The 12759-nt window shown below is 55.4% G+C and carries 10 protein-coding genes and 2 pseudogenes; 6 read left to right on the top strand and 6 right to left on the bottom strand.

Translation table 11 applies throughout. From position 1 onward, the window contains the following. Positions 1–288: 288 nt before the first annotated feature. The 4 genes from ACSQ3H_RS17820 to ACSQ3H_RS17805 all read left to right on the top strand — a co-directional run bounded on the left by ACSQ3H_RS17820 (position 289) and on the right by ACSQ3H_RS17805 (position 4342). Positions 289–1266 (top strand): D-alanine--D-alanine ligase family protein, encoded by a 978-nt coding sequence (locus ACSQ3H_RS17820; protein ID WP_436118262.1) that lies wholly within the window; start codon positions 289–291, stop codon positions 1264–1266. Positions 1267–1384: 118 nt separating this feature from the next. Continuing rightward, positions 1385–3229, top strand: a complete 1845-nt coding sequence (locus tag ACSQ3H_RS17815) for a tetratricopeptide repeat protein (protein WP_436118261.1) — start codon at positions 1385–1387, stop codon at positions 3227–3229. A gap of 71 nt (positions 3230–3300) precedes the next feature. Then, positions 3301–4140 carry a tetratricopeptide repeat protein gene (locus ACSQ3H_RS17810; protein ID WP_436118260.1) on the top strand — a complete coding sequence of 280 codons (840 nt, stop codon included), beginning with the start codon at positions 3301–3303 and terminating at the stop codon, positions 4138–4140. A 34-nt stretch (positions 4141–4174) separates the two neighbouring features. After that, entirely contained in the window at positions 4175–4342 is a 168-nt protein-coding gene (locus tag ACSQ3H_RS17805) for a hypothetical protein (RefSeq protein WP_436118259.1), read from the top strand. On the opposite strand, the pseudogene ACSQ3H_RS17800 reads toward ACSQ3H_RS17805, so the two are convergent. Both ACSQ3H_RS17800 and ACSQ3H_RS17795 read right to left on the bottom strand, forming a co-directional pair. Further along, positions 4318–4404: pseudogene (locus ACSQ3H_RS17800) on the bottom strand (toxin); the annotation flags it as partial. The gene ACSQ3H_RS17805 and the pseudogene ACSQ3H_RS17800 sit on opposite strands and share 25 nt — an antisense overlap. 329 nt (positions 4405–4733) lie before the next feature. Then, complete coding sequence (locus ACSQ3H_RS17795) at positions 4734–5048, bottom strand: hypothetical protein (protein ID WP_436118258.1); 315 nt, start codon at positions 5046–5048, stop codon at positions 4734–4736. Positions 5049–5224: 176 nt separating this feature from the next. Between ACSQ3H_RS17795 and ACSQ3H_RS17790 the strand changes: the two genes are divergently transcribed. Further along, positions 5225–6664: a LuxR C-terminal-related transcriptional regulator gene (locus ACSQ3H_RS17790; protein ID WP_436118257.1), complete on the top strand. Its 1440-nt coding sequence runs from the start codon at positions 5225–5227 to the stop codon at positions 6662–6664. A 75-nt stretch (positions 6665–6739) separates the two neighbouring features. Here ACSQ3H_RS17790 and ACSQ3H_RS17785 read toward each other — a convergent pair whose 3' ends face one another. From ACSQ3H_RS17785 to ACSQ3H_RS17775, 3 genes and pseudogenes are all read right to left on the bottom strand, one after another. Beyond that, positions 6740–8884 (bottom strand): putative bifunctional diguanylate cyclase/phosphodiesterase, encoded by a 2145-nt coding sequence (locus ACSQ3H_RS17785; protein ID WP_436118256.1) that lies wholly within the window; start codon positions 8882–8884, stop codon positions 6740–6742. A 665-nt stretch (positions 8885–9549) separates the two neighbouring features. Continuing rightward, positions 9550–9747 (bottom strand): annotated as a pseudogene (locus ACSQ3H_RS17780) (SOS response-associated peptidase family protein); the annotation flags it as partial. A gap of 23 nt (positions 9748–9770) precedes the next feature. Next, positions 9771–10091 carry a hypothetical protein gene (locus tag ACSQ3H_RS17775; protein ID WP_436118255.1) on the bottom strand — a complete coding sequence of 107 codons (321 nt, stop codon included), beginning with the start codon at positions 10089–10091 and terminating at the stop codon, positions 9771–9773. Positions 10092–10298: 207 nt separating this feature from the next. Here ACSQ3H_RS17775 and ACSQ3H_RS17770 point away from each other — a divergent pair, with 207 nt between their 5' ends. Then, complete coding sequence (locus ACSQ3H_RS17770; RefSeq protein ID WP_436118254.1) at positions 10299–12455, top strand: mechanosensitive ion channel family protein; 2157 nt, start codon at positions 10299–10301, stop codon at positions 12453–12455. A 22-nt stretch (positions 12456–12477) separates the two neighbouring features. Here the strand turns inward: ACSQ3H_RS17770 and ACSQ3H_RS17765 are convergent, their stop codons facing one another. After that, positions 12478–12717, bottom strand: a complete 240-nt coding sequence (locus ACSQ3H_RS17765; protein ID WP_436118253.1) for a hypothetical protein — start codon at positions 12715–12717, stop codon at positions 12478–12480. Positions 12718–12759: the final 42 nt, after the last annotated feature.

The following is a 12759-nucleotide window of genomic DNA, read 5'->3' as shown; positions in this document are numbered from 1 at the left end:
TAACCACTGGCGAGCGCGAGCCACACACCCGTGATGCAATCGAACGCCTGCATTACTGCCAAAAATCGGCCTCTGCGGTACCGCAGGTGAACAGTCGACATTTGCGTTGTTTCGCTCGGTATTATTTTGACCGTAGGAGTACCCAAGAACGCTGGTCAGTTCCCAATTTCCAGCCAAGTATAACGCCCATACGCGCCGATGTTCAAATCTTCTTATCTATGGCAGACGATTGGATGGTAGATTACGAAACGCGCTGGAAATTGTGAGACTACGAAGGCGGGCCAAACGATGAATATTGGCATAACATTCGATCTCCGGGACGACTACGCGAAGGAAGGATACACCGAGGAACAGATTGCCGAGTTCGACAGGCTAGAGACGATCGAGGCGATAGAATCTGCATTGCACTCGCTTGGTCACTCAACTGAACGCATCGGTACTTCCCGGGCGCTGGCAATGCGCTTGAGTAAAGGCGATCGATGGGATCTCGTTTTTAACAGCGCGGAGGGAATGTACGGTTTCGGCCGCCAAGCGCTGGCACCTGCCCTGCTGGACGCTTATGAGGTTCCTTATATTTTTGCCGATCCGCTTTGTCTTACTGTCACATTGCACAAGGCGACGGCGAAACAGGTTGTTCGCGACAGCGGTATCCGAACTTCAGATTTCGCGGTTGTCGAAACGCTCTCAGATATCGCAAGGGTTGCCCTGCCATTCCCTTTGTTCATAAAACCCATTGCCGAGGGTACCAGCAAGGGAATCTCCGCGGCGTCGAAAATCCACGATCGGGGAGGATTGCAGTCAGGGTGCGAGCGGTTGCTCGCCCGTCACAGACAACCGGTGCTTGTCGAAGTCTATTTGCCCGGCCGCGAATTCACGGTGGGCATTTTAGGAACAGGGTCGGCCGCTTATGCACTCGGGACAATGGAAATAGTCCTCAAGGACGGGCCGGAGCCTGAAATATACTCTTACGATAACAAGAAGCATTTTGACGAGCGGGTCGCTCCCCGTCTGGTAGATGACGCGACAAGCAGAGCCGCCGCGGACCTCGCGCTCGCGGCGTGGAAGTGTCTCGGGGGGCGCGATGGTGGCCGCGTCGATGTCCGTTGCGATAACGCCGGGGAAGTCAACTTCTTGGAAGCGAATCCGCTCGCGGGCATGCATCCCAGAGATTCGGATCTCCCCCTCATCGCCCGAATGACCGACCTGTCTTACATCTCGCTGATCGAGAGGATCGTGGCGTCTGCTTCAACACGTACTCCTCGATAGCTTGGGCGGCTTCCTTTTTTTAAAATGAACCAATCTCAAAGACTTAAGCCTTACTGACTAGAACCGTCCGTTACCCGCTCCCGTCCAATTAATGGTATACTGGTGAGGGGAAGAGAACATGCTGCAGCGCAGGCTTGTCACGATACTGGCCGCTGACGCGGTCGAGTACAGCCGTCTCGTCGGGAAGGATGAGGATGCGGCACTCGCGCTCTTCAAGGATTGTGCCGCAATCATCCAGGAACGTGTTCAGGCGCACAATGGCCGCATATTCGGCGGGGCTGGGGATAGTATAATCGCGGAATTTCCTAGCCCGGTTGAAGCGATGCGTTGCGCCTTGGAAATCCAAAATCAAATAACGCAACTGGATGAGAAGCTGTCAGAAGACTGGCGCATGCTCTTCCGTGTTGGCCTAAATCTCGGGGATGCCGTTGTCGAACAGGACAATCTACTTGGCGAAGCGGTGAATGTCGCAGCACGTCTTGAAGGATTGTCCGAGCCTGGCGGAATTTGCGTATCGGGGAGTCTCTACGAGCAGGTGAAGCACCTGCCGAACCTCGGCTTTACAGACCTTGGCTCAAAGAAACTGAAGAATATCCCTTTCCCGGTACACGCATACTCTATCAAGGGAGTGAGTTCAGCGCGTTCGCGCAAGCGCATCCCCGCTTGGGGACTTGCGGCAGCAACAACAGCGCTTCTTGCAGTTATTGCTCTTCCGGTCTGGTGGAAGTACGTACCCGAGATAACAGCCAAAAGGGAAGCCGGATCGCAACTCCTGTCTCCTTCGCAACCTTCGATCGCGGTTCTGCCGCTTGACAATGTCAGCGGCGATCCATCGCAAGAATACTTCAGTGATGGTGTCACCAATGATATTACGAGCGACCTTTCCAAGTTCTCGGGCCTCTTGGTCATCGCATACAACTCGGCATCAACCTTCAAAGACAAGCCGGCCAAAGTCCAGGACATCGGGAAAGCACTGAGCGTACGTTATGTGCTGGAAGGCACGGTTCAAAAGACGCCAGAGCGACTGCGCATCAATGCCCAGCTTATCGATGCCGAGACTGGTTATCACGTATGGGCAAACCGCTACGATCAGATTCTTGGAGACACGTTCACTGTGCAAGAGGATATCACGAGAAACATCGTGACTACGCTTGCCGTAAAGGTGACGGCGGCCGAAGAGCGGCGCTCCAATAAGAAGCTCACCCAAAATATGAGCGCATATGACTATTACCTGAAGGGTAAGGCGATTTGGGCCGATTCCAGCAAAGTCACGCCCGAGGGAAATGCCGAGGCACGCCAGCTTTTTGAAAAAGCGATAGAGCTCGACCCGAGCTATTCATCGGCCTATGCGGAACTGTCCTACGTGTATGTCCGGGCGTATCAGAACGGCTGGAGTGATGATGGCGCAGCATCACTCCAAAAGGCCGAAGACCTTGCGAACAAGGCCCTTGCATTGAACGACGATTTCAGCAGCCATTGGTATCTGGCAATTGTCGCGTGGAACAAGGGCGATTTCGACAAGAGTTTCCGGGAATACGAAACCGCCCGTCAGATAAACCCTAACGATCCGGACCTCGCTGCCGACATGGCAGAGGCGTTGATTTACGGTGGCGAACCCGAAAAGGCGATAGAGCAGATCGAAGCTGCCAAGCGTCGCAACCCATTTTATGATTTCTGGTACGATTGGAACGAAGGCAGGGCCAGGTATATGGCCGGACAGTATCAGGCCGCCATCGACGCCATCGGCAGGATTAACTCTCCACCCAACGACGTCCGTTTGATCACTGCAGCCAGCAAGGCGCAGCTCGGCGATATCCCGGAAGCTCAAGCCATTATGGCCGAGTTCAGCAAAATTGATCCCGACTGGTCGATCGCAAAATCGGCCGCATATTTCTATCGGAAGGACAGTGACCGACAGCACTGGCTGGATGGCTTACGGAAAGCCGGGTTGAAGGAGATGTAGAGCTGAACGTCCCTGAAAGCTCTTTAGTAATTGGCCAAACCACAACCGAAGTAAAAACAAAGGGGAATAACATGACTACCGCCCAAGCCAAGGAGAATACCCGACTCGCAAGACAGCAACCGTTGACTCCAGAAGGGAACGAAGAGGCAAAACGGCTCTTCCGGTTGGCAATAGACGAGGATGCCGACTATATGCCCGCCTACGCCGAATTTTCCTACGTCTGGGTGCGGGAGTGTGAGAATGGCTGGGGCGAATGCCCCGCCGCGCTAGCGGAGGCCGAGCGGCTGGCCAATATAGCCGTCGATTTGAGCAAGGATGAGAACAAAGGCTGGCTCAATGATTTCAGGGGCCTATGGTATCGTGCGATGGTGACTTGGCATCAGAATGACTTTCCTAAAAGCTTTCAAGAATACGAGGCCGCCCGCGCACTTATCAGCAATCCTGAGTGGATCAACAAGAATACCGCCGAACTTGACGCAGATATGGCGGAGGCATTGATCTACTATGGTGATCCCAAGCGGGCAATTCAGCTTGTCCTCGATGCGATGAAACTCTATCCCGATCACGCATATTGGCTCCATTGGATCTTGGCAAGGGGGTATTACCAGGTAGGGCGTTATCAGGACGCCATCGACGAGATCGGAAAAATTGAAGCCGCCAAGAAGCCTAACGATGTCCGCCTGATACTGGCTGCAAGTAAGGCCCAGCTCGCAACCACAGACGAGGCAAACATTGGCAAGGCAAAGCTAGACGAGGCAATGTTAAACGAGGCAAAAGCGATCATGAAGGAGTTCAGCGACATTGAGCCAAACTGGACACTGGAAAAGTCAGCGGCCTATCCCTATGACAGCGCGTCTGAACGGTACCACTGGATCGACGGACTTCGCAAAGCAGGGCTAAAGCCGAACTGATTCCCAAGGATCTGAGACCGTCCAAGGGGTGGCGTTGGGGACGCCAAAGGAGGCGGCCGAGAAGCTCGAGTTCACCCTGCCGTTACCGACCGGGGACAAATACCAGCTGCCCGGTCACCTCGTTGCCGGCAGCTATGAGTTCGACGCTGCAGCACAGACAGTTGCATTGCAGTGGAGTGGCACGCCTGCCTGCGTTATATGAAGCTCGGTCCCGACCGACACTTTGGTCAGCGTCACAGCCATCTCGCCAGGCAGGTTGGGTTGTCGAATTTGTTCTCACCCAGTCAGGCTGGTATCGGAAGCGGGACTCGATAACCGGCGAGGCGCACGCAGCGAGCGTAGGCGAGTTTTTGTTGACCACCCTTGCCAAAGAATAAGGATTAATGATCAGGGATTCTTGGCGCTGAGAGCTGCACGAGCGACAAGCGCAACGTTCTTACATTCACCACGAAGGGAGTGCCACGATGTCCGCCGCTTCGCTGCCAAAAGAGGACACTCAGCTCAATATTTCTGGATGGACGACAAGACACTTGATCTAGATTGGTCTAGCAATCGAGTGAAGGAAGCCACCAGGCGGGGGTGAACGGCAAGCTTCAAAGTTCCCTTTGAGACAGCCGCAAGTTTCGATCCTGCTCTGCATATTGTGAAACGATCGTGTAACCCTGAGCGATCAGTTGTAGCTTCAGTTCTTCAAAATGACGATTGAACCCGCTTTCGATCTGTCGTCGTGGATAGCGCCATCCCTTTTCATAAGCTTGCCGGAGCAAATTGGAATACGCCCTTGCGCTGATGAGCCTGACCGTTTGTTCCGAGATCAGAACCTTTCGTGCGCCTGTTTCTTGGGACAAACCTGGTCCGGATGAAACGGCCAAAGCAAATAGACTAACAGCTGCAAAAAAAGTTTTCATCGATGCCTCCTCTAGTTGACCGAACCGGAGTGATATCCTCGAGATCACGCTCCGCGGCTCAACGCTACAGACAGGTCTGCGGTGACGGCATCCTGCAAATGCAGTGTTTTTGCCTCGCAAATGTAGTATTTTGTAACAGCGCGACAATGCAGTCGATCCATTGGGGATTTCCATCTGTGTCCAGCCTTGAGGTGAACGCCAACCCAATCTCTGGACTGTCGACCAGGGAACATGTCGTTGCTACCAAATTTGCCAAAGGACTGACTTACCGCGAAATCGGTGAGGCTCTATTCATTTCGCCTATGACCGTCCGCACACATTTGTCAGTGATTTATCAAAAACTCGGCGTCCATAGTAAACTTGAGCTTGCAAGCCTGCTTGCCGTTCAAGGAGAGCAGACAACTGCTGCGGCTATGCCGAACGGTACCGACAGGACCGGGCCGACCATCATTGCGGTCCTACCCTTTGACAATCTAGGCAGCGATGTTCGTTGGGCTCGTTTGGCTGACGGCTTGTCGGCAGATATCATCGTTGATCTATCGCGATATGCGGATTTGGCAGTGATTTCTCGAAAAACGATGCTTGCGTTTAAGGGCAACTGCGACACGTTGCTTATAGGCCGGAAGCTGAATGCCGACTATCTGCTGGAAGGGAGTCTGCAGGCAACCGAAAAACAGATCCGCATTTCCGTTCAGCTTGTTGACGGCGTAAGTGGGGCCAGTTTGTGGGCCGAACGTTATGAACGACCAATGGACGATCTGTTCGCGGTTCAGGATTCGGTGTCGGAGAACGTCATCAATGTTCTTGCAAGCTGTGGCGGCAAACTTGCGAAGCTTCGCCTCGACGTAGCGCGGCGTAAGCCGCCGACCAGCTTGGGAGCTTACGATTGCTACCTGCTTGGTGTGGAACAACACAATCTCTACATCCCCGCAGCCAACGCCGAAGCCATTCGGTTGCTTTCACGCGCCGTCGAGCTCGACCCTGGACTGGCGCGTGCGTGGATGGAACTCGGGTTTGCATACTCTATTCAGGGCAGCAACGCTTATTGCGACAATGCAACGGAGGCACTGGAGCGGTTTCGCGACTGTGCTGAGAAGGCTTTGTCCCTTGACCCTGGCGACAGCATCGCGCGGCAATGTGTTGGTGACCTTTGCGCCTGCGACGGTGACTTTGGTCGCGCTATCGAGGAAAACAACCGCGCGCTAGCGATTGCCCCCAACGACGGTGACACACTCGCCCTTGTGGCCGGCAGTCGCGCGTTGGTAGCTGGTGATCCCCACGAGGGCTATCAACTGATCCAACGGGCACTGAGAATCAACGCTCTTGCTCCCGCCTGGTATTATAGCATGCTCGGCCGTGTAACCTTTGTAATGGATCGGTATGCGGAATGCATCGCGGCATTCCGGCGTGCTCCGGAAATGCCTTCAACACTCATGTTCCTCGCGATGGCATACGCTACGATCGGGGAAACGGCTGAAGTTACAAAGCTCAATCAACGGCTGGCGAAAGAGTTTCCGCAATTTACGCCTGAGGCATACATAACTGCGTATCCCGTTACGAATCCGATCGCCCTAGCTGCAATTCGGCAAGGCGCTCAACGTGCGGGACTAAATTGAAAAGGTTGTACTCGCAGCGGTGTATGGACACGCTCACAGGAAAGCTCAGTCTGGCCATGCGGCGTATAGTGTCGATCAAACAGGGGATCGCATTCGAGGCCCAAAATCCAGAAATGCTGTAGTTTCGTCAAAGCCATGGCCAGCCCCATTCCGCGAGCGATCCCGAATTGTCGTGTCACGCATCGTGCCTGTGTCAGTCATGGTGATTTGACCGCTGATCATGATCTGCTCCAATGGGGCCGGCCGGCCGAGGAAGAACCCCTGCGCCGCATCGCAACCTTCGTCATCCAAAATTGACAACTGACTCTGCGTTTCAATTCCTTCGGCCAACACGGGTATACTCAGGCTCGTGCCCAGGGCAAGCACCGCACGAATGATGGCCTTGGCCTGCGGACTTGTCTCCACCTCTCTCATGAACGAGCGGTCGAGCTTGATCGTGTCGAACGGAAATGCGCGCAGCGTGTCGAGAGAGGAATAGCCCGTCCCAAAATCATCGAGCGCGATGGTGACGCCGAGCGCCTTTATCCGCCGCAAAATATCCAAAGTACGAATCTTGTCCGAAATGATCGTCGATTCCGTCAGTTCCAGTTCCAAACGGTTAGCCGGCAGCCGCGTTTCGAGGAGGATTTCATGGATGAGTTTGGGGAGATCGGAATGAGCGAACTGAACGGGAGAAAGATTGACCGCAATCTTGTATCGCGGCGTCCATGTTGCCGCCGTGGTGCAAGCGGTTCGAAGAACCCATTCCCCCATTTGGAGGATAAGTCCGGTCTCTTCGGCTAGCGGGATGAATTCAGACGGAGGAATGAAACCATGCTTCGGATGGTTCCACCGCAGCAGCACTTCGTAGCCGCGAACCTCGCCCGTCGAGACGGATGTCTGAACCTGATAGTGCAGATCAAGCTGGTTGTTGTCCAAGGCTTCGCGAAGCTCGCCCGCCAATGTCCGGCGAGCCCGGACCGTTTCATCCATGGATTGTTCATAAAAACAGATGGCCTTTGTCACGTCGGCCTTGGCCCGGTACATCGCCAGATCGCCATTGTTGACCAGCATTTCCTTGGTGTCGGCATTGTCGGGATACAGTGCAACGCCGATGCTGGCTCCCGTCGTGACCTCGTAATCATCCATGCGAATGGGTTTGAACAGCGCCGCTTCGACACGCGACAGAAACTCGACAAGGTCCTCGTGGTCCTTCATGCGATGAATGGCGGCAAATTCATCCCCGCCTAACCGCGCAGCGAATTCCCCCTCACGCAATAGATTGCTCATTCGAAGGGCGAGGATGCGAAGCACCTCATCTCCGGCACTGTGGCCTCGAAGGTCGTTGACCTCCTTGAAACGGTCGAGATCAATGCAGACAAGCGCGAGTTTGCCATTTGTGCCTCGGGCAAACCCAATCTCCTGATCGAGGCGCTCATTGAAGCTTGCCCGATTTGGCAGGCCCGTCAGATTGTCGTTCAACGCCATGTGGCGCAGCTGCTGGTAAGAGTCCGCGCGCGTCCGGTCATCGATGAGATAGCTGGCGAGGCCTGTGCCGATGATGATCAAGCCTACAAGGGCAATCGCCAGCGCCATGGCGTGCAGCGCACCTTGGTCGGAAAATGCGTTCGCGATGGCAAGCGGCGTGACGCGGAACGCCGCCATAGCCGTAAAGTGCAGACTGACGATGGCAAGGACCAGCACTCCGGACGCAACAACCTTGTTTGGCCCGAAACTACCCAGCCTTGCAACATGTAGCGAAATTGCCGACAGCACCACGGAGAGCACAACCGAGGCCACCAGATAGGACATGTCCCATTCCATGATACCCTGAACGCGATACGCGATCATGCCCGTGTAGTGCATGGCCGAGATTGCCAACCCCAGCAAACTGCCGCCGACAATCGGGGCCAAGCGCGTCAATCCACTTGCTGCTATCGTGAATCCCAGCAAGGAGCCGCCGATCGCCACCAGAAGGGATATGATGGTCAATACCGGATCGAACGTGACAGGTGCGCCCGGTTCATAGGCGAGCATGGCAATGAAGTGTGTACACCAGATCGAGCACCCGGCAGCCGTGGCTGTCAGAAAATGCCAACCAAGACTTTGCAACCCTTTTGTGCTCGCGGCCCGCTGAAACAACCGGATTATGGCCCATGAGCCCGACGTGCAAACGAGGGCGGCGAGCAGGACAAGCCAGAGGTTGTGTTTCCCGGTTACGCACGCCACCACTGACATCATGACTATAATACTCTCTGCCCGCTCTTGTTGCCCTTTCCATCTAATAGGGAGAAAGACTTTATGTTGACTTAATGCATCAGCTTTCTTTCAGATTGCGTTGACAGAAAGGCGTAGCACACTACCCACTTCACGTTGGAACTGATGAAGAATTGGAAGCTGACAAGGACGCGCTAGAAATGGTCGATCATACTTTAACTGCGCCGAAGCCTTTCGGATATTTAGCTATATCTGGCCAAACTATCCGTTTGCCGATAGCCAACGAATTATATCCCTCTGTAGATTGTCTCGACAGTAGCTAACTAGGTTGAACATTTAACGCTAAGCCATCAATTTTTCGGGAAAACATCCCGAATTGATGCGCCGTAGGGCGTGATAAATTGAGATAGCTGGTACCAAGCCCGACCTCAGCCGAACGTGGGGCCCATCGGACGGGAATCCTGAAGCCGGATCAATTGGACGTCCTATGACCGCGTCATCAAGCCGTTGGAAAATGCAGCTTCGTTTTCCCTGCGCGCCAGGATTAGCGGCACACATTACGAAGAAACGTTCTCGGAATCTCGATCCTCCCCATCCGATGGTCGTGCCGAACTACGCCGAGACTCGATCCCGTCTTGCCAAGACCATGGGCCTGGGTCGAAAGTCGGTGAGGGCGTGTTGATCAGCAGTCAGTCCGCTCCCGCCCGCACGGTCTCAACGCTCAGCGAGCCTTCCGGAAGCGGCCGCAGCAGTTCTGCCTCGGGCTTCGTCAAGTAAATCCATGCCGCCCAGTTTTCAGGGCGAAGCACGACCACCTGGCGGTTGTGGTATAGTGCCACGTCCGGTCCCGGCATCGTTGTCAGCATTGTAAAGGCGGCGGGATGATTGCATCTGGCTTGATTCTTTCAGATCAATCGTGCTTCGAAGCGAGTTCCGCGGCTACTTTCAGTACCTGGTCTTCCCTGATACCGACCGTGAAATCCTCGATGTCGTCGATCGTCTCGCCATCAGGAATACGGATGGGATTGTGTGTGCCAACCAGAACAGTCTTTATCCGCCGCGGCAGCGCGGGGAGCAAAAATCGTTTCACGCATTCGATCAGAACCGCCCGCTTGTCCGGTGCAAGCTTTCCGAGTTTTTCCCGCAAAAGGTGACCGAACATATTGCCGTCCGCGAAGCCGAAGGGGCTTGCGAGATCAAAAGCATGCAACCTGTATTCGATCCGGGTCATGACGGTTCCTCGAGTTGGCAGAACTTATATGTAAACCCATGCGATTGGCAGCAATAGGGCCGGACGGCCATGACACCATTTATTTTGGCGGAACTGGTAAATAAGGCCGGAAACCTTATTCTCGCATACGCAATGCTGTACTATTGGTGAGACAGACCAGTATTTTCTGGGCATACTATACCGAAATGTCTGTCAGGGGGCAAACGAATGAGTACCGCCGTTTTTCGGGCAATGACCGCCAAGATGCGTGTCGTGCTTGCGTTGAGTTGCATGGTTTTCCTGGTTTTGATTGCAAGTTCGCAAGCGCAGACTGCGGCGACCCAGCCTTCACCGCAAAAAGTCGAGCAACTCCTGAAGCTGCTGGATGATCCGGAAATCAAAGCCTGGATCGCCACCAAGGGTGCGCCCCCGGCGGCAGAGACTCCGCTCGCGGCTTCAGCGGATGATTTTATGCTTTGGTCGAACGCCATTCGGGCGCATTTGCGGGGCCTGGGGCAAGCCATTCCGGCGATTCCTGCCGAGTTTTCGGGGGCAAGCTCCACGATCATGACCGAAATCAACGGGAGAGGTCCGGGAGCAATACTGGTTCTGTTTGTTGCATTTGCAGCGCTGGGTCTGGGAGCCGAGTTTGTCTTCCGGCGTTTGGTCAGTCAGGCGAGCCGACGGAACGTTGCGCCCGGCACGATCGAGGATGGCGCGCCCGCACGGCATCATATGATCGGTCGCTCGATCTTCGCCGCCATCGCGCCGCTGGTGGTCTTTGCTTTAGCCAGCATCGGTGCCTTCCTTGCTTTCACTTGGCCGCCGCTGCTGGCCATGCTTGTCCTTCCCATGCTCGTCGCCCTGATTGCCTGGCGCGTGATCATGCGATTGACCGCCATTCTGCTGGGCTTTCAACGCGGGCAGTCAACCGGCGATGCTGGGGACAAGATGCGCCTCATTCCGATGGATGATGTCATGGCCGCCTTCTGGTATCGACGGGTTGCCTTGTTCGCAGGCATCTTCTTTACGGGATGGGCGGTGGCGCGAGTGATGATCGCCCTTAATTTCACCCCCAACGCCAAGAGCCTGGTCGTTTACATACTCGGCCTCGGTCTTCTGGCCGTCGCACTCGAAACCGGGTGGCGCCGCCCGGAAGCACCCGCTGCTTCCCGGGCCTATCGCGTCAAGGAATGGCTGCTCACACTCTATCTGTGCCTGCTCTGGTTGTTTTGGGTCGCCGGCATGAGCGGGGCGCTGTGGGTCGGCATCTACGCGCTCATCCTGCCGCCGATTTTGAAGACAACCAGCACGATCGTGAAGTCGTTCTTCTCTGGCCCTGACGATACGGCTAAGCCCAGGAATCCGGTCTTCGAAGTCCTGATAGAGCGGGGAGCAAGGGTGGTCATCATCGCGCTCGCCGCCGCCTGGCTCGCCACAGTCATCCGCTTGCGCGCAAGCGGATTGATGGAGGACGAGGCTGCCAGCCGCATGATCCGTGGCGTCTTGAGCGGCATAGTTATCCTGCTGGGAGCTGACCTGATCTGGCACATGGTCAAGGGCCTCATCAATCAGCGCATCGAACGCGCTCGCGTCGAAGGCGGCGATGAGGCCGCACTGGCCCGCAGCGGACGGCTGATGACGCTGCTGCCGATCCTGCGCAATTTCCTTGCCGTGCTCATCGCCGTCCTCGCCGTCATGATGGTTCTGTCAGGGCTCGGCGTCGCGATCGGCCCATTGATCGCGGGTGCGGGCATTTTCGGCGTCGCGATCGGTTTCGGCTCGCAGGCGCTGGTCAGGGACATCATCAGCGGTGTGTTTTACATGACCGACGACGCTTTCCGGGTGGGAGAATATATCCAGAGCGGCAGCTACAAGGGCACTGTCGAATCCTTCAGCATCCGTTCTGTCAAACTTCGCCACCATCGCGGTCCGATCTTCACTGTGCCCTTTGGTACACTGGGAGCGGTGCAGAACATGAGCCGGGATTGGGTCATCGACAAGTTCCTCATTTCGGTCAACTACGACACGGATATCGCCAAGGTCAAAAAGCTGGTGAAGGGTGTCGGTGCGGCGCTGCTCGAAGATGAGGAATTCGGCCCGCAGATCATCGAGACGGTCAAGATGAAGGGTGTCGAGGCCTTCGGTGATTATGGCATCAACCTGAGCTTCGCCATGATGACGAAACCCGGCCATCAGTCCACCATCCGGCGGCGCGCCTACGCAATGATCCGCGAAGCCTTCGCCGAGAACGGCATCGGATTTGCTTCGCCGACGGTGCAGGTTGCCGGCGGCGAAGATCATGCGGCAAGCGCCGCGGCAGCCACGAGTGATGCGATGGCACGTAAAAAGGCTGCCGAAGCAGCAAAGTTACAGGAGAACTGAGTCTGTAGCGGTGGAAAGGGCTCTAATCCTTCGACCGGCTCTTGCGTCGCACGAGGACCGCCTTCACCGCAAATTTTGCCATGGATTCCACATCTCGATTGCCGATAATGAAGGCGGCGCGCACAAAACGCGCCAACGTGCTGAGTTCGTCGTCCGTTTCGTCCGTTATACTCAACCTTTCGGCAGCGATATCCAAAGCGCGTTGCATGAGTTCGCCATCCGCTTTCGAATAGTTGGGATTGTCGTTGTTAAGAAATACCAATTATCACACCCATTCATCCGGTCTTGAAAACGGCAATCACGT

The sequence above is a fragment of the Phyllobacterium sp. LjRoot231 genome (assembly GCF_964253365.1).
Taxonomy (GTDB): Bacteria; Pseudomonadota; Alphaproteobacteria; order Rhizobiales; family Rhizobiaceae; genus Phyllobacterium.
This window is presented reverse-complemented; position numbering and strand designations above follow the sequence as displayed.

What these genes read in the sequence shown, in the direction of transcription:
- ACSQ3H_RS17820 (WP_436118262.1), top strand. Translation starts at nt 289, where the DNA reads ATGAATATTGGCATAACATTCGATCTCCGGGACGACTACGCGAAGGAA.
- ACSQ3H_RS17815 (WP_436118261.1), top strand. Translation starts at nt 1,385, where the DNA reads ATGCTGCAGCGCAGGCTTGTCACGATACTGGCCGCTGACGCGGTCGAG.
- ACSQ3H_RS17810 (WP_436118260.1), top strand. Translation starts at nt 3,301, where the DNA reads ATGACTACCGCCCAAGCCAAGGAGAATACCCGACTCGCAAGACAGCAA.
- ACSQ3H_RS17795 (WP_436118258.1), bottom strand. Translation starts at nt 5,048, where the DNA reads ATGAAAACTTTTTTTGCAGCTGTTAGTCTATTTGCTTTGGCCGTTTCA.
- ACSQ3H_RS17785 (WP_436118256.1), bottom strand. Translation starts at nt 8,884, where the DNA reads ATGATGTCAGTGGTGGCGTGCGTAACCGGGAAACACAACCTCTGGCTT.
- ACSQ3H_RS17775 (WP_436118255.1), bottom strand. Translation starts at nt 10,091, where the DNA reads ATGACCCGGATCGAATACAGGTTGCATGCTTTTGATCTCGCAAGCCCC.
- ACSQ3H_RS17770 (WP_436118254.1), top strand. Translation starts at nt 10,299, where the DNA reads ATGAGTACCGCCGTTTTTCGGGCAATGACCGCCAAGATGCGTGTCGTG.